The 17,725-nt window shown below is 63.4% G+C and carries 18 protein-coding genes; 11 read left to right on the forward strand and 7 right to left on the reverse strand.

Translation table 11 applies throughout. The features are described from left to right. Positions 1 to 312: 312 nt before the first annotated feature. The 3 genes from ACE3TQ_RS25440 to ACE3TQ_RS25450 all read left to right on the forward strand — a co-directional run bounded on the left by ACE3TQ_RS25440 (position 313) and on the right by ACE3TQ_RS25450 (position 3,318). Positions 313 to 1,707: a sensor histidine kinase gene (locus ACE3TQ_RS25440; protein ID WP_374586300.1), complete on the forward strand. Its 1,395-nt coding sequence runs from the start codon at positions 313 to 315 to the stop codon at positions 1,705 to 1,707. Positions 1,708 to 1,772: 65 nt separating this feature from the next. Beyond that, positions 1,773 to 2,540, forward strand: coding sequence for a LytR/AlgR family response regulator transcription factor (locus ACE3TQ_RS25445; protein ID WP_374586302.1), 768 nt, complete (start codon positions 1,773 to 1,775; stop codon positions 2,538 to 2,540). A gap of 70 nt (positions 2,541 to 2,610) precedes the next feature. Then, positions 2,611 to 3,318 (forward strand): sensor histidine kinase, encoded by a 708-nt coding sequence (locus ACE3TQ_RS25450; protein WP_374586304.1) that lies wholly within the window; start codon positions 2,611 to 2,613, stop codon positions 3,316 to 3,318. On the opposite strand, the gene torT is transcribed toward ACE3TQ_RS25450, so the two are convergent. The 4 genes from torT to ACE3TQ_RS25470 form a co-directional block, all read right to left on the reverse strand. After that, positions 3,284 to 4,300, reverse strand: a complete 1,017-nt coding sequence (gene torT, locus ACE3TQ_RS25455; RefSeq protein ID WP_374586306.1) for a TMAO reductase system periplasmic protein TorT — start codon at positions 4,298 to 4,300, stop codon at positions 3,284 to 3,286. The two genes, ACE3TQ_RS25450 and torT, sit on opposite strands and share 35 nt — an antisense overlap. A 114-nt stretch (positions 4,301 to 4,414) precedes the next feature. Further along, entirely contained in the window at positions 4,415 to 5,491 is a 1,077-nt protein-coding gene (locus ACE3TQ_RS25460) for a porin (protein WP_374586308.1), read from the reverse strand. A gap of 89 nt (positions 5,492 to 5,580) precedes the next feature. Next, the gene (locus ACE3TQ_RS25465) at positions 5,581 to 6,033 is read right to left on the reverse strand and encodes a hypothetical protein (RefSeq protein ID WP_374586310.1); all 453 of its coding nucleotides are present in this window, start codon (positions 6,031 to 6,033) and stop codon (positions 5,581 to 5,583) included. Beyond that, on the reverse strand, positions 6,030 to 6,971 hold the full coding sequence (locus ACE3TQ_RS25470; RefSeq protein WP_374586312.1) for a CysB family HTH-type transcriptional regulator: 942 nt from the start codon (positions 6,969 to 6,971) through the stop codon (positions 6,030 to 6,032). Before ACE3TQ_RS25470 ends, ACE3TQ_RS25465 begins: the two co-directional genes overlap by 4 nt. Before the next feature lie 148 nt (positions 6,972 to 7,119). Between ACE3TQ_RS25470 and ACE3TQ_RS25475 the strand changes: the two genes are divergently transcribed. The 7 genes from ACE3TQ_RS25475 (at position 7,120) to ACE3TQ_RS25505 (ending at position 13,957) form a co-directional block, all read left to right on the forward strand. Further along, positions 7,120 to 8,802, forward strand: coding sequence for a nitrite/sulfite reductase (locus ACE3TQ_RS25475; RefSeq protein WP_374586313.1), 1,683 nt, complete (start codon positions 7,120 to 7,122; stop codon positions 8,800 to 8,802). Further along, the gene (locus ACE3TQ_RS25480; RefSeq protein ID WP_374586316.1) at positions 8,795 to 9,382 is read left to right on the forward strand and encodes a DUF934 domain-containing protein; all 588 of its coding nucleotides are present in this window, start codon (positions 8,795 to 8,797) and stop codon (positions 9,380 to 9,382) included. Before ACE3TQ_RS25475 ends, ACE3TQ_RS25480 begins: the two co-directional genes overlap by 8 nt. Before the next feature lie 2 nt (positions 9,383 to 9,384). Further along, on the forward strand, positions 9,385 to 10,098 hold the full coding sequence (locus ACE3TQ_RS25485) for a phosphoadenylyl-sulfate reductase (RefSeq protein ID WP_374586318.1): 714 nt from the start codon (positions 9,385 to 9,387) through the stop codon (positions 10,096 to 10,098). A gap of 2 nt (positions 10,099 to 10,100) precedes the next feature. After that, positions 10,101 to 11,024: a sulfate adenylyltransferase subunit CysD gene (cysD, locus tag ACE3TQ_RS25490; RefSeq protein WP_161028046.1), complete on the forward strand. Its 924-nt coding sequence runs from the start codon at positions 10,101 to 10,103 to the stop codon at positions 11,022 to 11,024. Then, the gene (locus ACE3TQ_RS25495) at positions 11,024 to 12,331 is read left to right on the forward strand and encodes a sulfate adenylyltransferase subunit 1 (RefSeq protein ID WP_374586320.1); all 1,308 of its coding nucleotides are present in this window, start codon (positions 11,024 to 11,026) and stop codon (positions 12,329 to 12,331) included. The genes cysD and ACE3TQ_RS25495 overlap by 1 nt, the downstream gene beginning before the upstream one ends. Positions 12,332 to 12,355: 24 nt before the next feature. Beyond that, positions 12,356 to 13,072 (forward strand): uroporphyrinogen-III C-methyltransferase, encoded by a 717-nt coding sequence (gene cobA / locus ACE3TQ_RS25500; protein ID WP_374586322.1) that lies wholly within the window; start codon positions 12,356 to 12,358, stop codon positions 13,070 to 13,072. 132 nt (positions 13,073 to 13,204) lie between these two features. Beyond that, positions 13,205 to 13,957, forward strand: a complete 753-nt coding sequence (locus ACE3TQ_RS25505) for a hypothetical protein (protein WP_374586324.1) — start codon at positions 13,205 to 13,207, stop codon at positions 13,955 to 13,957. Here the strand turns inward: ACE3TQ_RS25505 and ACE3TQ_RS25510 are convergent. From ACE3TQ_RS25510 to lptF, 3 genes are read right to left on the reverse strand one after another with little or no spacing between them, the layout of a single operon-like run. Further along, positions 13,921 to 14,304, reverse strand: coding sequence for a sirohydrochlorin chelatase (locus ACE3TQ_RS25510; RefSeq protein WP_374586326.1), 384 nt, complete (start codon positions 14,302 to 14,304; stop codon positions 13,921 to 13,923). The two genes, ACE3TQ_RS25505 and ACE3TQ_RS25510, sit on opposite strands and share 37 nt — an antisense overlap. A gap of 1 nt (position 14,305) precedes the next feature. Further along, positions 14,306 to 15,475: an LPS export ABC transporter permease LptG gene (gene lptG, locus ACE3TQ_RS25515; RefSeq protein WP_374586328.1), complete on the reverse strand. Its 1,170-nt coding sequence runs from the start codon at positions 15,473 to 15,475 to the stop codon at positions 14,306 to 14,308. After that, positions 15,472 to 16,590 carry an LPS export ABC transporter permease LptF gene (gene lptF, locus ACE3TQ_RS25520; protein ID WP_374586330.1) on the reverse strand — a complete coding sequence of 373 codons (1,119 nt, stop codon included), beginning with the start codon at positions 16,588 to 16,590 and terminating at the stop codon, positions 15,472 to 15,474. The genes lptG and lptF overlap by 4 nt, the downstream gene beginning before the upstream one ends. Before the next feature lie 42 nt (positions 16,591 to 16,632). On the opposite strand from lptF, the gene ACE3TQ_RS25525 reads away from it, so the two are divergent. After that, positions 16,633 to 17,725: leucyl aminopeptidase (locus ACE3TQ_RS25525; RefSeq protein ID WP_374586332.1), on the forward strand; the 1,093-nt coding region annotated here is incomplete at its 3' end.

Below are 17,725 nucleotides of genomic sequence, written 5' to 3' on the forward strand. Positions count from 1 at the left end.
GCATATCGTCAAACGCCCACACTTATCGACTGTTGATTTTTAAAGATCGCTGCCTGTTTCGACAAAGCGTTGTGTTTGTCAGCAGCACAGAAGCGAGATTATGCGGCGTTTCGTACAGCTCGTCAACCCCTCACTTCTTTTTCGCTTCGCTGCGCTGTGTGCGCTGCGTTGCGAGGGACAGAACTATAGCAAACGCCCGCGCGGTCCGCAAGGGCATTCTTCTATTCCCGTATTTCTGCATTCTGTCGCACACCTATGGCGGCTTTGCGCAAGGTTATCTACACTTGCCCCATCTTCAATAGAAAGTGGCGAATGTTTCCAACTCCGAAAGTCCAAGAAACAGCAAAGACCGTGCTGGCCTGGCTGCACCGCGCCTTCGACGGCATTACCGGCTGGGTCACGCAGTTATCTTGGTGGAAATTTTTCCTGTTTGCAGCGCTGTCGATGATCGCAGCGTCAATCCTGCAGGATGAACTGTTCTCGCCTTCCCGCGACGAAGAAATGGTAATGCGCACCCACAAACGCGCAAAAGCCGGTAACGCGGACCCGAATATCACCATCGACGACAGCGGAATCCATTTCAATCCGCGCGCCGGCAAGATCAAGAAGCCCGCCCCCGGGGCGGAAGCGGAAGCCGCAGACGATTCCGGCGATGATGCCGCCAATGCCGCCGCCTCGCACGAAGCGGCCGAGGCCGCAGCGGCGGCCGCCGCCGAAGCCGCCGCCCCCGCCCTGCCGGAAGATCCAGCCGCGGTTCCGCCACCCGCGCCGGCCGCGCCAGCCGCGCCAATGCGCAATAAGGCGCGCCCAGCCGTTCCAGCGCCGCCGGCGGCCCCGATGCCAGGCGAGGAAGTGCATATCGAGCTGCCGCCACAGATCAGCGAAGAGCTGTCGAACGCGATGGAGCAGGCGGTCGATAATGCCGCCGAAGAAAAAGTCTCGCGCTACCACAAGCAGGCTTCCACCTGGTTCACCAGCTTTATCACCCTGCTGCTGCTGGCCCTGTTTGCGATGAAGGCCCTGGTCGGCGGCAAGAAAAAAGCCGAGGCCGAAGCGCAGGTTGCCAATGCGGCAGCGGAACGCGAATCCATGCAGCGCCAGCTGAGCGAAGCAAAAATGCAGATGATGCAGGCCCAGGTCGAGCCGCACTTCCTGTTCAACACGCTGGCATCGGTGGAGCACCTGATCGAAACCGACCCGCCGCGCGCCTCGGCCATGCAGCGCAGCCTGATCAAATACCTGCGCGCCGTGCTGCCGCAGATGCGGGAGAACAAGCTGACCAGCAGCCTGGGCAGCGAAGCCGATATGGTGGTGGCTTACCTGGCGCTGCTGAAAATGCGCATGGAGGAACGCCTGACCATCGACTTCGACATCAGCGACGGCCTGCGCAGCGCCGCTTTCCCGCCGATGATGCTGCAATCGATGGTGGAGAACGCCATCAAGCACGGCCTGGAAGGCAAGCCGGAAGGCGGCTACCTGAAGGTGCGCGCCGAAGTGGCGCACAGCAAGCTGCGCGTGATCGTGGCCGATGACGGCCTGGGCTTCGGTGCCAAGCCAAGCACCGGCACCGGCCTCGGCCTGACCAATATCCGCGAGCGCCTGAAGCTGCTGCACGGCGACCAGGCGTCGCTGAAGATCGAGCCGAACCAGCCGAGCGGCGTCATCGCGATCATCGAGGTGCCCTACCAGCTGGCGCGCGCCGAATGAAGCGATTGCCTAAAGCAGCAATCCATTGAATAATTAACACTTCCTTTTTCATCAATTAGAGCACCATGCCCACCGCAATTATTGCCGACGATGAACGACTGATGCGTGACCAGCTGCGTATGCGCCTGGAACAAGTCTGGCCCGAACTGGAGATCCTCGGCGAAGCAAAGAATGGCGACGAAGCCATTGAACTGGTCAACGAGCTGAAGCCGGATTTCACCTTCCTCGACATCCGCATGCCCGGCAAGACCGGCATGGAAGCCGCCGCCGAAATCGGCAACAAGAGCAATGTGGTGTTCGTCACCGCCTATGATGCCTATGCGGTGGAGGCATTTGAGCGCGGCGCCGTCGACTACGTGCTGAAACCGCCGGAGCCCGAGCGCCTGAGAATCACCGTCGAGCGCCTGAAAGGCCGCCTGGCTTCGCCTGCCGCCAGCGCCGCGCAGGGCCAGGACATGGCCGCCATCCTGAACCAGCTGGCGGAAAAGATTGCGGCGCCGAAGCCGAAGTACCTGCAATGGATCCAGGCCAGCATCGGCTCGGACCTGCGCATGATACCGGTGGAAGAAATCCTGTTCTTCCGTTCCGATGAAAAGTACACCTGCGTACAGACCGACAAGTTCGAGGCGCTGATCCGCAAGCCGGTGCGCGACCTGGCGGAGGAACTGGACCCATCGCTGTTCTGGCAGATCCACCGCGCCACCCTGGTCAATGTGAATGCCATCGAAGGCGTGACGCGCGATATCCGCGGCCGCCACCTGGTCATGATCAAAGGCCGCAGCGACAAGCTGGAAGTCAGCCGCTCCTTCCTCCATCTCTTCAAGCAGATGTGATCCATATCAAGCCGCATGCCGGCTTGATGTAATACGGTGTCCTGGTGGCAGCTGCCGCCAGGAGGCCGACATGAAACATCCCCGTACCCGCAAACAAGGACGCCGCTCCTCCGATTCCGCATTGGCGGAAATTCGCGAGGACGAACGCGTGCACATCTCGCGCGAACTGCACGACGACCTGGGCCAGCTGCTGGCCACCTTGCGCGTCGAGCTCACCCTGCTCAAGCAGCTGCCGCACGGCTCGCCGGAGGCGCAGGAACGGCTGGCCAGCATGGACGCCCTGCTGCTCCACGCCATCGGCTCGCTGCGCCGCATCGCCGGCAACCTGCGCCCGCGCGCACTGGATGAAGGCGGCCTGTATTTCGCGCTGGACGCGCTGCGGCGCGATTTCGAGAAGCGCCACAACATCTGCTGCCGCTTCGACGCCCTGCCCGAAGCCCTGGTGCTGGACGAGAGCTACAGCACCGCCATCTACCGCCTGGTACAGGAGTCGCTGACCAATATCGCCCGCCATGCGGGCGCCAGTTCGGCCCAGATCCAGCTGCAGCGCGCAGGCGCCGAACTGCGTCTCGACATTGCCGACAACGGGCGCGGCATCGCCGCCGGCGATATGGCGCGCGCCGACGCTCTTGGCCTGCTCGGCATGCGCGAGCGCGTGGCGGCGCTGCGCGGCAGCATTTCCGTGGAGGGTGGGCGCGGATCGGCGGGCGGCACCCGCATTGCCATCCGCCTGCCGCTGCCCGCTAATTCTGGGGCGGCGGCAACGGGCGCTGGGTGAAGCGTTTGAACGGTGGCGCCAGCAAGCGCGACAGGTCGTATCTGCGTACGCTTTCCGCATCCAGCACTTCGATCGCCGGCGACACGCGCAGCGGGTGCGGTTTCTTTTCGATGGCGCGCACCGCCAGATCCAGCCCGATGCGCGCCTGCAGGATGGTGCCGTCGCTCGGCGCCGCCAGCACCTTGCCGGCCTTGACCAGTTCCACCACCGGCTCGGTGGCGTAATAGGCGAGCACCTTCATGCCGCTGCGGTCCTGGTAGTGCGCGAAATTGGCCGCCACTTCCGCCGCAACGGCATTGCCCAGCACATAATCAGGCCGGTACGACTGCAGGTGCTTGCGCACCAGCGCCATCTGGCTGCTGGCTTCCGGCGGCGCGTAACCGCCGTGCACCAGCTCGACCTGGGTGCCGGCCAGGCGCCGCTGCAGCGCTGCTTCGGCGTCGTTCACCCAGCCCGCGTCCTTGGGACCCGGCAGCCAGAGCACCTTGACTGGCCGTCCGTCGGCATCGGCCAGCAGGTAGCGCAGCGCGGCGCTGGCCATATCGCCGAAATCGACCAGGGAACGCGCCGTCACAGCTTTGCTGGTCACGCCGTTGACCAGGTCGATGACGGGGATGCCGGCGGCGCGGGCCGCGTCGATCTCCTTGTTCAGGCCATCGGCGGAAATGGCGCCCAGCAGGATTGCGTCGGCACGCTGGCTGATACAGGAAGTGAACTGGGAACGCTGGGTATCGAGGAATTCGTAGCCGCCCGCCTGGTAAATGCCGACGCGCACGCCGAGCCGGTCAGCCTCCTCCTGCAGGCCCCAGGAAATGCCCCACCAGTACTTGTCGCGCGCATGCGGCAGCAGCACGCAGATGCGCCAGGGGCTGGCGGCGCGCGGCAAGGCGCTATAGATGCCGGGCTTGCCGTCCAGGTTGGCGGCGACCGGGAACCATTCCGCGGCGGCTGCCGGGGCGGCGACGGCAGGCAGCAAGATCATTGTAAGTAGCAAGGCGCGCATGGCGCTCAGCATAGCAAAAAAACGGCAGGTCCGAAGACCTGCCAAAGATCATGAATCACCTCGAGAGAGTGGTACTGCTTGCTACAAAACTGCTTAGAAGGTGTGGCGCACGCCCAGGTTGTAGGCCTTGTCGCCGGTGCCGGCTTCGGTGTTGTTGCCGATGGTGTAGCCGGCGCCGTTCTTGTTGCTCATCTTGGCAACCATGGCGTACAGGTCGGTGCGCTTGGACAGCGGATGCAGGTAGCCGATGCCGAACTGGTTGGCGTCCTGGTTGTTCTGCTTGTCGTCCTTGCGGATGTAGGAAGCCAGGACGGTGCCGGTGCCGGCTTTCACGCCTACGCCCAGCAGCAGGGTGGTGCTGTCAGCGGACGATTTAGGAGCGACCTTGTAGCCGAAGGCGTTGGCCACTGGCAGCGGCGAGCTGCCGGCGCCTTTGTCGATTTCGTAGCCGAAGTAGGCCTTGGCGACGCCGAAGTCGTAGTTGGCGGCGAACAGGGTGTTCTTCACGCGGTCTTTACGCACGGCCGGGGTGGTGCCCACAGCGGCGGTGTCGTTGTTCTTGTTGTTGTATACAACGGATGCTTTCAGCGGACCCTGTGCGTAGTTCACTGCCAGGCCCAGTTGGCGGCCGGCGGTGTTGTCGCCCGCCTGCTCGCCGAAGCCGTACTGCACGTCAGCGCTGAAGCCTTCGAAGGTCGGGGTGGTGTACAGCAGGGAGTTGCTGACGCGGGTACCGGCGCCGCCGGTGGCGAACAGGTTCTTGGCATTGCCAGCGAAGCCGGCGCCGAATGGGTCAGCGGTCTTGGACAGCACGTTGTACAGCATGGTGTACTGGCGGCCCAGGGTCACGGTGCCCAGGTCCTTGCTCTTCAGGCCAACGAAAGCCTGGCGCTGGAACAGGGCGGAGTCGTTTTCGCCGGTGTCGATCTTGGTGCCGGCTTCCAGTTGGAAGATTGCGGAGTTGCCGCCGCCCAGGTCTTCAGTGCCGCGGAAACCGATACGGGAGGCATTACCCACGCCGCTGGTCAGCTTGGTGACACTGCCGGCGGCGCCGCCGCGCTCACCGACGATACCTGCGTCAGCGATACCGTAGATGGTCACATTGGATTGGGCTTGGGCTTGAGCTGCGAAACCGCCGATGATCAGTGCTGCCAGAGTCAGTTTTTTCACTTGTTGTCCTACAGTGTTGAAGTTGAGGGAAATGTTTCAAACGCAGCTATATTGCCCTCGAATTACTTCAACAATGTGACAGGAAAAAATTACTTCAGGCGGCTTGTAACAACCCAGTAATATTCCGAACGCAACACCTTAATTTCACGTGCGGCAATGCCCAAACGCTTGCGCAGCCAGCTGTCGGACGGGTAATTTTTCATCACTTCGTGCCGGTTACCGTCGGCATCTTTCTGGAACTCGTAGGTATTACCGTGCTGGTCGGTGCGCGCCACCGGGAAGCTTTCGCCGTCCACATAGTCTTCGCCCATCAGCACCAGCAGCACATCCTTGCCGACCTTCTCGCGCAATTGTTTCAGGAACTTGTCCTGCTTTTCGCGCCCCAGCTGGGCCCACAGGAATTCAGCGTAGACGGCCGTGTACTGGCCCGGCGCCACGTCCAGGCTGTCCAGGTCGAGGCTTTCCAGCTGCAGGACTTCGTGGCCGTCCAGCAGTTCTTCCACGTGCTCGCGCACTTCGTACAGTTCTTCTTCGTTAATCACAGTTCGTAGTTCTCATGTTCACCCTTCATCGCCTGCTCGATCAGCTTGCGGTTCAGGGTCGGCGCCAGCAGCTCGATGAAGGTATATATATAGGAGCGCAGGTAAGCGCCTTGTTTCACCGCCACGCGCGACACATTCATGCCGAACAGGTGGCCGGCAGGGATGGCGCGCAGGTTGCGGTCGCGGTCCGGGTCGAAGGCCATGCCGGCGATGATGCCGATGCCCATACCCAGTTCAACGTAGGTCTTGATCACGTCCGCGTCAATCGCTTCCAGCAGGACGTCCGGTTTCAGGCCACGCTTTTCGAAAGCCTGGTCGATGCGCGACCGGCCGGCGAAGGCGGCATCATACGTGATGACGGGGTGCTCGGCCACCTCTTCCAGCGTGATCGACTTGATCTTCAGCAGCGGATGGTCGGGCGGCACCACCACCACATGCTCCCACTGGTAGCACGGCAAGGTTACCAGGTTGTCCATGCCGGCGATCGATTCGGTGGCGATGCACAGGTCGGCCTGGTCGCGCTGCACCATCTCGGCAATCTGCTTGGGGTTGCCTTGCAGCAACGACAAGCGCACCTTCGGGTACTTCTGCATGAAAGCCTGCACTACCTTGGGCAGCGTGTAGCGCGCCTGGGTGTGGGTGGTGGCGATGGTGAAACTGCCCGAATCCTGCGCGGCGTACTCCTTGCCGATGCGTTTCAGGCTGTCGATTTCCTGCATGATCAGCTCGACCGAGGACAACACCAGCCGCCCGGGCTCGGTCAGGCCACGGATACGCTTGCCATGCCTTGTGAAAATATCAACACCTAACTCCTCTTCCAGCTCAATAATCGCCTTGGAAACGCCCGGCTGGGACGTGAACAAGGCCTTGGCGGCATCGGTCAGGTTGTAGTTCTGGCGCACGGCTTCCCGCACGAATCGCAATTGGTGAAGGTTCATTCTTGGTTCTCGTTGGACTCCCCAGCGCTATTTTACGCTGATGCTTATGCCTTAACAGCATATAAGCAAATAAAGACTATGTCGTTTGGAATAAAGCCCCAGTTTATTACCATTGATTCCACTTTGGGCAAGCCTGACTGGGACAGACATGTATCAATACGACCAATACGACCACCTCATCGTCCGCGAACGGATCGCGCAATACCGCGACCAGGTGCAACGCCGCCTGAACGATGAGCTGACGGAAGCTGAATTCCTGCCGCTGCGCTTGCAGAACGGCCTGTATAACCAGCGCCACGCCTATATGCTGCGTATCGCCGTGCCTTACGGCCTGCTGTCGTCGAAGCAGATGCGCATGTTTGCCCATATCGCGCGCAAATATGACCGCGGCTACGGCCACTTCACCACGCGCCAGAACATCCAGTTCAACTGGATCAAGCTGGAAGAGTCGCCGGATATCCTGGCCGACCTGGCCACCGTGGAAATGCACGCGATCCAGACGTCCGGCAATTGCATCCGCAACGTGACCTCCGACGAGTTCGCGGGCGTGGCAGCCGACGAGATTGTCGATCCGCGCCCTTATGCCGAGGTGCTGCGCCAGTGGTCCACCTTCCACCCTGAATTCGCCGCCCTGCCGCGCAAGTTCAAGGTCGCCATCAACGGCGCCCTGGAAGACCGCGCCGCCATCGCCGTGCACGACATCGGCCTGACCGTGGTGAAGAACGAGGCCGGCGAAATCGGCTTCAAGGTCATGGTCGGCGGCGGCATGGGCCGCACCCCGATCCTGGGCAGCGTGATCCGCGAGTTCCTGCCGCGCGAGCACATGCTGACCTATATCGAAGCGATCATGCGCGTGTATAACCTGCACGGCCGCCGCGACAACAAGTACAAGGCCCGCATCAAGATCCTGCTGAAAGCCGTGGGCGTGGAAGAATTCACGCGCCAGGTGGAAGCGGAGTGGGAAGACCTGAAAGGCACCGAGCAGACCCTGACGCTGGAGGAAATGGAACGCGTCATCGCCTACTTCCAGCCGCACGAATACAAAACGCTGCCGGTCTTCGACGCCGCTGCCGCCCACGCCGACAGCAAGGCCTTCGGCCTGTGGCTGAAGCGTAACGTGAAGCCGCACAAGGTACCGGGCTACGCCGCCGTGGTGCTGTCGCTGAAGAAGACCGGCGTGCCGCCGGGCGACGCGACCGATGCGCAGATGGACTTCATGGCCGACCTGGCCGACCGCTACAGCTTCGGCGAACTGCGCGTGACGCACGAGCAGAACATCGTGCTGGCGGACGTGGAACAGACCCAGTTGTTCGCGCTGTGGGAAGAGATCAAGGCGCAGGGCCTGGCCACGCCGAACATCGGCCTGCTGACCGACATCATCTGCTGCCCGGGCGGCGACTTCTGCTCGCTGGCCAATGCCAAGTCGATCCCGATCGCGCAGTCCATCGCCGAGCGCTTCGACCGCATCGACTTCCTGCACGATATCGGCGACTTCGAACTGAACATCTCGGGCTGCATCAACGCCTGCGGCCACCACCACGTCGGCAATATCGGCGTGCTGGGCGTGGATAAGGATGGCAGCGAATGGTACCAGGTGTCGATTGGCGGCGCGCAAGGCAACAACGCCGCCATCGGCAAGATCATCGGCCCGTCCTTCTCCGCCGCGCAGATGCCGGAAGTGATCGACCGCCTGCTGCAGGTGTATATCCGCGAACGCACGCCGGAAGAGCGTTTCGTCGACACCGCGCAGCGCCTGGGCATCGCCCCGTTCAAGGAATTCGTCTACGCCACCCCGATCGTGGCAGAAGCAGAGGAGGCTGAATATGCCTAAGCAAATCATCAAGGGCCGCGCCATCGTGGCGGACGACTGGAACCTGCTGCGCGCACCGGCTGCCGAAGGCGCCGATCCGGCCGCCGCCCCTGCCCCGGCCGATCCAGCCGTGGTGGCCGCGCTGGAAGTCCCGGCCGGCCGTGTGATCGTGCCGCTGGCAACCTGGCTGGCGCAGCGCGACGCGCTGTCCGCGCGTGCCGCCGCCGGCGAAATCGGCGTCTGGATCGCCCCGGACGAAGATCCGCGCGCCCTGCGCGACGACCTGCCGCGCCTGGGCGTGGTGGCGGTCGACTTCCCGAAATTCACCGACGGCCGCGGCTACTCGCACGCCTGGAACCTGCGTTCGCGCCTGGGCTGGACCGGCGAGCTGCGCGCCATCGGCGACGTGCTGCGCGACCAGCTGTTCTCGATGCAGCGCGTGGGCTTCGACGCCTACGACACGCGCCCGGACCGCAGCATTGAAGAAGCGCTGAAAGGCCTGACCGTCTTCAGCGAAACCTACCAGGCATCGGTCGACCAGCGCGTACCGCTGTTCCGCCGCCAAGCCCGCCCTGCCCCTGCCGCCACGACCGGAGCCTGAACATGAGCGAACTCGCAGCCCGCGTCGGACAGACGCTCGCCACGCTGGAACGTATTGCCCAAGACTATTCGCCGGCGGTATTCGCCTCCAGCCTGGCGGCCGAAGACATGGTGCTGACCGACCTGATCCTGAAGGCCGGCCTGCCAATCGGCATCTTCTCCCTGGAGACGGGACGCCTGCACAAGGAAACCCTGGGCATGGTGGACCGCGTGCGCGAACGCTACGGCTACGAGATCGCCCTGTACCGCCCGGTAACGGCCGCGGTGACGGACCACATCATCAAGCACGGCCACAACGCCTTCTACGATAGCGTCGAACTGCGCAAGGCCTGCTGCCACATCCGCAAGGTCGAGCCGCTGGGCCGCGCGCTGCAAGGCAAGAAGGCCTGGGTCACCGGCCAGCGCCGCGCGCAATCGAGCACCCGTGCCGAGCTGTCGGTGCAGGAAGACGACGCCGCGCATGGCATGCAAAAGTTCAATCCCCTGGCCGACTGGTCGGAGGAAGAAGTCTGGGAATACATCCGCGGTAATGAAGTGCCGTACAACCCGCTGCACGACCAGGGCTTCCCTTCCATCGGCTGCGAGCCCTGCACCCGCGCCATCCAGCCGGGCGAAGATGTGCGCGCCGGCCGCTGGTGGTGGGAAAACCCGGAATCGAAGGAATGCGGCCTGCACCTGGTCGACGGAAAACTGATTCGCATTAAGAAAGTAGCCTGAACATGAACGCACTGGTAGAACAACACGTCAATTCGCGCCACCTGGACGCGCTGGAATCGGAAGCGATCCACATCATGCGCGAGGTGGCCGCCGAATGCGCGAACCCTGCCCTGCTGTTCAGCGGCGGCAAGGATTCCGTGGTCCTGCTGCGCATCGCCGAGAAGGCTTTCCGCCCGGGCAAATTCCCCTTCCCGCTGGTGCATATCGACACCGGCCACAATTTCGCCGAAGTGATCGAATTCCGCGACCGCCGCGTGGCCGAACTGGGCGAGCGCCTGATCGTCGGCTCCGTCGAGGAATCGATCAAAAAGGGCACCGTGCGCCTGCGTAATCCGCAGACCGACTCGCGCAACGCCGCGCAAGCCGTGACCCTGCTGGAAACCATCGCCGAACACGGCTTCGACGCCTGCATCGGCGGCGCCCGCCGCGACGAGGAAAAGGCCCGCGCCAAGGAGCGCATCTTCTCCTTCCGCGACGAATTCGGCCAATGGGACCCGAAGGCGCAGCGCCCGGAACTGTGGGACCTGTATAACACCCGCGTCCACCCTGGCGAAAACATGCGCGTGTTCCCGATCTCGAACTGGACCGAGCTGGATGTGTGGCAGTACATCGCCCGCGAGAAACTGGCCCTGCCGTCGATCTACTTTGCGCACGAACGCCAGGTGATCCCGCGTAACGGCCTGCTGGTGCCGCTGACCGACCTGACCCCGGCGCGTGAAGGCGAAGCCGTCGAAACCCGCGTAGTGCGCTTCCGCACCGTGGGCGACATCTCCTGCACCTGCCCTGTGGCCTCCGACGCCGCCGACGTGGACGCGATCATCGCCGAAACCGCCGTCACCGAAGTCACCGAACGCGGCGCCACCCGGATGGACGACCAGACCTCCGAAGCCTCCATGGAAAAACGCAAGAAGCAAGGATATTTCTGATGAACGCACGTAACGAGAACCTGAACGAACGCAGCCTCCTGCGCTTCATCACCGCCGGCTCCGTCGACGACGGCAAGAGCACCCTGATCGGCCGCCTGCTGTTCGACAGCAAGGGCATCTTCGCCGACCAGCTGGCCGCCGTGTCGCGCGCCAAGCATAAGCGCACCGTGGGCGACACCATCGACCTGTCCCTGCTGACCGACGGCCTGGAAGCGGAGCGCGAACAAGGCATCACCATCGACGTGGCCTACCGCTATTTCGCCACGCCCAAGCGCAAATTCATCATCGCCGACACCCCGGGCCACGAGCAGTACACCCGCAATATGGTGACCGGCGCCTCCACCGCCGACGCCGTGATCATCCTGGTCGACGTGTCGAAAGTGAAGCTGCGCGAAGACGGCGGCGTGGACCTGCTGATCCAGACCAAGCGCCACTCCACCATCGCCCACCTGCTGCAGATCGAACACGTGGTGGTGGCTGTCAACAAGATGGACCTGGTGAACTACGACCAGGACGTGTACGAGCGCATCGTCAAGGCCTACCGCGAGTTCGCCGCCACCCTCGGCATCAAGCACGTCACCACCCTGCCGCTGTCGGCGCTGGCTGGCGACAATGTGGTCGAGAAGAGCGAGCGCATGGCCTGGTACCAGGGCCCTACCCTGATCGAGCTGCTGGAAGACCTGTCGGTGTACGACGAATCGCACGCCTCCGCCTTCCGCTTCCCGGTGCAGCTGGTGGCGCGCCACAACGGCCACGAAGCCAACGACTTCCGCGGCTATATGGGCCGTATCGAAGCGGGCAGCGTCTCTGTCGGCGACAAGCTGGTGGTGCAGCCTTCCGGCCAGAGCGCCACGGTGAAAGAGATCGTCACCTTCGACGGCTCGATCCCGTTCGCTTCGGCGGGCCAGTCGGTCACCATCGTGCTGGAAGAGTATGTGGACGTGTCGCGCGGCGACCTGCTGGCATCGAGCGCGCAACCGGCGCAGCTGCTCAAGCAGGTGAGTGCCGATGTGTGCTGGCTGTCCGAAGAGCCGCTGGACCTGCGCCGCAAGTACTGGATCAAGCACGGCACCAAGCAGACTGCCGCAAAAGTGACGAAAATCGACTCCATCCTTGACATCAACACCCAGCACCGTCACGATGCCAATGTGCTCAAGCTGAACGACGTGGCGCGCATTGCGCTCACCGTGCAGCAGCCGCTGGCGGCCGATGCCTACTCGGATATCCGCGCCACCGGCGCCTTCATCCTGATCGATGAGGTCACGCACCAGACTGTCGCCGCCGGCATGATCCGCCTCGGCGAGTAAGCTAATCGCCAAGGAGCCTGCGCAATGCCATACGGGAAGGTGTATCTGATTGGAGCTGGACCCGGGGCGCAGGACTTGATCACCTTACGCGGCGCACGCCTGCTGGCGCAGGCCGAGGTGGTGCTGTATGACGCGCTGGTGACGCCGGAAATGCTGGAGCTGTGCCCGCAGGCCGAGAAAATCTCGGTCGGTAAACGGGCCGGCCAGCGTTCGGCGGCGCAGGAATCCATCAACCAGCAACTGGTTGAATGCGCGGCGCGCTACCGGCTGGTGGTGCGCCTCAAGGGCGGCGACCCGATGCTGTTCGGACGCGCGGACGAGGAATTGTCGGCGCTGGAGGCCGAGGGCATCGAGGTGGAAGTGGTGCCGGGCATTACCACCGCCGTTGCCGCCGCCGCCGCCACTTTGCAGCCGCTCACCAAACGTGGCGTGGCGCGCAGCGTGGCATTCTTTACTTCTTCCACGGCGCCGGGGCATCCGGAAGAGCTGACCATTCCTTCCACTGATACGCTGGTGCAGTATATGGGCGGGCGCGAAGCGATTGCCACGGCCAATAACCTGCTGTCGCAAGGGCGCGCGCCGGAGACGCCGGTGGTGGTGATCGAGAATGTGTCGCGGCCGGACCAGCGGGTGGAGCGCATTACCCTGGCCGAATTGGCGCATGGGCTGCCTGCGGCGCATGGGCCGGTGCTGGTCATGCTGGGCAATGCCATGGCAGCGCGGCCGCGCCAAACCCGGTAAACCGGGGTCAGACCCAAGGGTCAGACCCTCGGCCTGCGGCAGCCGCGTAACAGGGTCTGACCCTTGGGTCTGACCCTGGTTTACCGGGTTTAGGCGTAAAATACCGACCTCATTAAAAAAGAGGTACCAACGATGAGCCAAGCCCACGAAATGCTGGAGCGCGCCCGCAATGCGCGCCTGGCCGGCAAATACGAAGACGCCCTGCGCGACCACCTGTGGTTCCACGAGCACGCCCTGGCCGAAGACCCGTCGCTGGCCGGCGTCCGCCTGTCGTTCGCCCTGCGCGACTGGATCTACCTGGCCGAACAATTCCCCCTGGCGCGCCGCGCCCTGCAAGCGATCCGCGACCGCGACACCCAGCGCATCCTGAACGGCGGCGCCACGCTCGGTCTGTTCCAGGACGTCAGCGCCATCAACAGCGCCCTGGGCGACGACCGCTCCACGCACGAACTGTTCACCCAGCTGGACACCCAGCTGCCGGACATGGCCAAGGACTGCGCCGACCTGGCCCTGCCAGCCCTGGTAGCCGTGGAAGACTTCCAGCTGGCGCGCCGCTACCTGCCCGACCCGGTAGCCCGCATCACCGCGCTGGCCACCCGCGTCAACGACTTCGCCGAAGAAATGGCCAAGCGCGGCAACACCTCATCCGCCCCGCAACTGCTGGCCTTCGTGCTGAACTACGCCAAGGAAGTACGGCTGGTGGTGGAAGTGCTGCGCCGCCTGGGCGAAGATGATGAAGCGTTCAAGGCCAGCAACGCGGCCCTGGAAGCCTTGAAGTCCGACGCCCTGCGCGACGCCGTACAGCGCGAGTTCGAAAATCCTGGCAGCACCATCGCCGCCATGGTGGCTCATGCCAAAGGCGAAGGCAAGGCCGACAAGCAGTAATCCGTCATCGCCCGCAGCACCTCCGGGTCCTCGCCCACCGCGCCCACGGCGCGGATGGCGACACCCGGATGCGCCAGGCGCATCTCATCCAGGATCAGCGGCAGGTCGCGCAGCACATGGCCGCCCTGCCCCAGGAACACCGGCACCACCGTCACATCATCCACGCCCTGCGCCACCAATGTGGCCACCTGCTCCGGCAGGCGCGGCGACATCAGCTCCAGGAAGGCCAGCGAGACATCGGTATCCAGCGCCCGTGCCGCCACCATGTCGCGCAGGCGCTCGAACGGCGCCGCCCAGCTGGCGGAGCGCGCGCCGTGCGCGAACAGTACTAATGCGCGGCCGCCCATGCTAATGCCGCTCCACCCAGTACAACGCCGCCAGCGCCAGCATCAGATACAGCAGGCTTGGCATCAGCGCGGTCAGGAAAGCCGGCAGTGCCGACAGCACGCCGATGTGCGAGAACAGCGTGTTCACCAGCAGGAAGCTGACGCCGATCATGATGCCGATGAAAATCTTCAGGCTCACGCCGCCGGCACGCGTGTGCAGGTAGGCGAACGGCAGCGCCAGCGCCATCAGCACCAGGATCGCCATCGGGTCGAACAGCTTTTTCCAGAACGCGATCTTGAAGCGCTCGGTCTCCTGCTTGTTTTCCTGCAGGTGGCGGGTGTACACCGCCAGTTCGATGGCCGACATGCGCTCCGGGTCCGAACGCGACACCGACAGGATGCGCGGCGTGATCTCGGAAATCAGCTCCTTGCTGGCGTACTTCTTGATCTCCACCGCGCCCGTCTCCTGCGCGAAATTATTGGCCAGGGTTGCCTCGGCCCCCTCCACCGCCAGCGCCGGATTGCTGAAGATATTCTCGGTCACATCGCTCAGCAGCCAGGTGTTCTTGCCGCTGAAGACAGCCGACTTGGCGTAAGTCAGCGTGCGCAGGCGGAAGCGGTTGTCGAAGTCGTACAGCTTGACGTCCACCAGCTTGCCGTCCGAACGCACCTCGCGCACGTTGAAGAAGCGCGTACCCTGCACCTCGCCGGTCATGCCCTCGCTCTTGATGATGTCCTTGGTCCACATGCCGGAGCGGAATTCCGACGACACCGTGGCGCCCCGCCCCATCAGGCGCAGCTTCTCGGCCACCGGCGCCAGGCGCGGCGTAATCAGCTCGCCGAAGATAAAGGCCAGCAACACCAGCACCAGGCCGACCCGGCCCACCATGCTGGCCGCCATGCGCGTCGACATGGACGAGGCGCGCATGATGGTGAACTCTGAGGTCGAGGCAAACTGCGCCATCGTGTAGATGGTGCCGATCAGCGCCGCCACCGGCAGTACCTCGTTCACGTGCTGCGGCATCATCGCCAGCATATATAGCGCGGCATGCTCCATGCCGTAGCCGTTCTTGCCGACCACCGGCAGCTCGCCTGTCAGGTCGAAGAAAGCCTGCAAGCCAAGCAGCGCGGCCAGCGCGAACGCCACCGCCTGCAGGATCGAGACGAAGAAGTAACGCTGCAGAATCCTCATTTCTTGCCGCCTCCACGCTTGAAGGCAGCCCACAGGGCGCGCGGATGGTAGCGGTGGTTCACGTTCAGGCGCCAGGCGAACAGCAGCAGCACAGTCAGCGCCATGCCAAGATGCAGCGGCCACCATGCCATGCCAAAGGCGAACTTGCCGCGCCGGATGCCGGATTCGATCACGTTAATCAGGTTGTTATAGGTGAAGAAGATCAGCACCGCGATAATCAGGTTGGTCGCGCTGCCTGCGCGCGGATTGACAAAGCCGAGCGGGATCGCCAGCAGCACCAGCCCTATGCAGGCCAGCGGCATCGACATGCGCCACATCAGCTCCCCCTTGGCCGCCTCGGTACTGGAGGCCAGCAGCTCGCCGGTCGGCAGCGCCTTGGCTTCCTTCTGCCCGCCCACTTCCGTAGTACGCTGCGACACGCGCATGCTGTAGCGCTCGAACTCCATGCTCTGGAAATCGGCGTCGCCCGGCTTGCCCTGGTAGCGTCGGCCGTTCTTGAGCACCAGGTGGCGGTCGCCGGACGGCAAGGTCTCGATCACGCCCTCGCTGGCCACCACCACCGACGTGCCCTTGGCATCGACCTGGTTGACGAAGACATTGCGCACCACCGCGCTGCTGCCGGACACGCCCTCAACAAAGAAGATGCGGTTGGCGGAGGACGATTCCTTGAACTGGCCCGGCGACACCTTTTGCAGGTCCTCACGTTTGGTAAAGCGCTCCGTGTACTCGGCGCTTTTGGAACGCGCCCAGGGGGTTGCGTAAAAACTGAGCACCCCGGTCAGCACGATCAGCGGCAGCGCGAACATCAGCACCGGCTTGACGAAACGCGTGAGGCTGACGCCCGATGCGAACCACACCACCATCTCCGAATCCTTGTAGATGCGGGTCACCACCATCAGGACTGAAATAAAACTGGTGAAAATCAGGACAATTGGCAGATAATTCAGGGCTGCGAACGCAATAAGCGCAATGACATCGCTGGACGCGACCTTGCCCCCTGCGGCTTTACCGAGGATCGAAATCAGGGTCCACGTCAGGAGGATCGAGAACAGTACCGTAAAGGAGGCCCCGGCAGAGCTGACCAGCTCACGGCGGAGGGCACGATGGAAAATCATTCGACGTTTATAATTCGTTCTACAAAATTAAGGAGAATCCAAATGGACTTTAGCATAAAAGCATTCGACGCCAAGAACACCATCGCCAGCGCCAAAAGCGGCTGCGTCGTGGTCGGCGTCTTCGAAAACAAGAAACTCTCGAAAGCGGCTAAAGCCCTCGACAGCGCCGGTGAGATCACTGCAGCGCTGAAGTCCGGCGACATCACCGGCAAGGCCGGCACCACCCTGCTGCTGCGCGGCCTGAAAGGCGCTGCCGCCGAACGCGTGCTGCTGGTGGGCCTGGGCAGCGACGAAGCGGTTGCTGAAAAAGCCATCAGCTCCGCCATCAATGCCGCCATCAAGGCGCTGGGCACCGTCGCCTCGACGGACGCTATTATCGCATTGCCGCTGGACGAAGTGAAAGGCCGCGAGGTTGACTGGGCCATCCGCGCCGCCGTGCTGGCCGGCCGCGACGCCGTGTACCGCACCGATTCCCAGAAATCCAAGAAAGACCCGGCATGGGCCGGCCCGAAGAAGGTCGCCCTGGCTGTGGCCAACAACGCCGCCACCAAACTGGCGCTGTCGCAGGCCGTGGCGATCGCCAACGGCATGGAACTGACCAAGGACCTGGGCAACCTGTCCGCCAACGTCTGCACCCCGACCTACCTGGCCAACACCGCCAAGAAACTGGCCAAGGACTTCGGCTTTGAAGTCGAGATCCTGGACCGCAAGCAGATGGAAGCCCTGAAAATGGGTTCCTTCCTGTCCGTGACCAACGGCTCCGAGCAGGCGCCTAAATTCATCGTCCTGAAGCACAAGGGCGGCAAGGCCAAGGACGCGCCGACCGTCCTGGTGGGCAAAGGCATCACCTTCGACACCGGCGGCATCTCGATCAAGGCCGGTCCAGGCATGGACGAGATGAAATACGATATGTGCGGCGCCGGCTCCGTGCTGGGCACCTTCCGCGCGATCGGCGAAATGGGTCTGAAGTCCAACGTGATCGGCATCGTCGCCGCCTGCGAGAACATGCCTTCCGGCCGCGCCACCAAGCCGGGCGACATCGTCACCTCGATGAACGGCCTGACCATCGAGATCCTGAACACCGACGCCGAAGGCCGCCTGATCCTGTGCGACGCGCTGACCTACGCCGAGCGCT

This window comes from Pseudoduganella sp., assembly GCF_041914865.1.
Taxonomy (GTDB): Bacteria; Pseudomonadota; Gammaproteobacteria; order Burkholderiales; family Burkholderiaceae_D; genus Rugamonas.

Excerpts from the sequence above, each read along its gene's own strand:
- ACE3TQ_RS25440 (WP_374586300.1), top strand. The coding sequence starts at position 313 with ATGTTTCCAACTCCGAAAGTCCAAGAAACAGCAAAGACCGTGCTGGCC.
- ACE3TQ_RS25445 (WP_374586302.1), top strand. The coding sequence starts at position 1,773 with ATGCCCACCGCAATTATTGCCGACGATGAACGACTGATGCGTGACCAG.
- ACE3TQ_RS25450 (WP_374586304.1), top strand. The coding sequence starts at position 2,611 with ATGAAACATCCCCGTACCCGCAAACAAGGACGCCGCTCCTCCGATTCC.
- torT (WP_374586306.1), bottom strand. The coding sequence starts at position 4,300 with ATGATCTTGCTGCCTGCCGTCGCCGCCCCGGCAGCCGCCGCGGAATGG.
- ACE3TQ_RS25470 (WP_374586312.1), bottom strand. The coding sequence starts at position 6,971 with ATGAACCTTCACCAATTGCGATTCGTGCGGGAAGCCGTGCGCCAGAAC.
- ACE3TQ_RS25475 (WP_374586313.1), top strand. The coding sequence starts at position 7,120 with ATGTATCAATACGACCAATACGACCACCTCATCGTCCGCGAACGGATC.
- ACE3TQ_RS25480 (WP_374586316.1), top strand. The coding sequence starts at position 8,795 with ATGCCTAAGCAAATCATCAAGGGCCGCGCCATCGTGGCGGACGACTGG.
- ACE3TQ_RS25485 (WP_374586318.1), top strand. The coding sequence starts at position 9,385 with ATGAGCGAACTCGCAGCCCGCGTCGGACAGACGCTCGCCACGCTGGAA.
- cysD (WP_161028046.1), top strand. The coding sequence starts at position 10,101 with ATGAACGCACTGGTAGAACAACACGTCAATTCGCGCCACCTGGACGCG.
- ACE3TQ_RS25495 (WP_374586320.1), top strand. The coding sequence starts at position 11,024 with ATGAACGCACGTAACGAGAACCTGAACGAACGCAGCCTCCTGCGCTTC.
- cobA (WP_374586322.1), top strand. The coding sequence starts at position 12,356 with ATGCCATACGGGAAGGTGTATCTGATTGGAGCTGGACCCGGGGCGCAG.
- ACE3TQ_RS25505 (WP_374586324.1), top strand. The coding sequence starts at position 13,205 with ATGAGCCAAGCCCACGAAATGCTGGAGCGCGCCCGCAATGCGCGCCTG.
- ACE3TQ_RS25510 (WP_374586326.1), bottom strand. The coding sequence starts at position 14,304 with ATGGGCGGCCGCGCATTAGTACTGTTCGCGCACGGCGCGCGCTCCGCC.
- lptG (WP_374586328.1), bottom strand. The coding sequence starts at position 15,475 with ATGAGGATTCTGCAGCGTTACTTCTTCGTCTCGATCCTGCAGGCGGTG.
- lptF (WP_374586330.1), bottom strand. The coding sequence starts at position 16,590 with ATGATTTTCCATCGTGCCCTCCGCCGTGAGCTGGTCAGCTCTGCCGGG.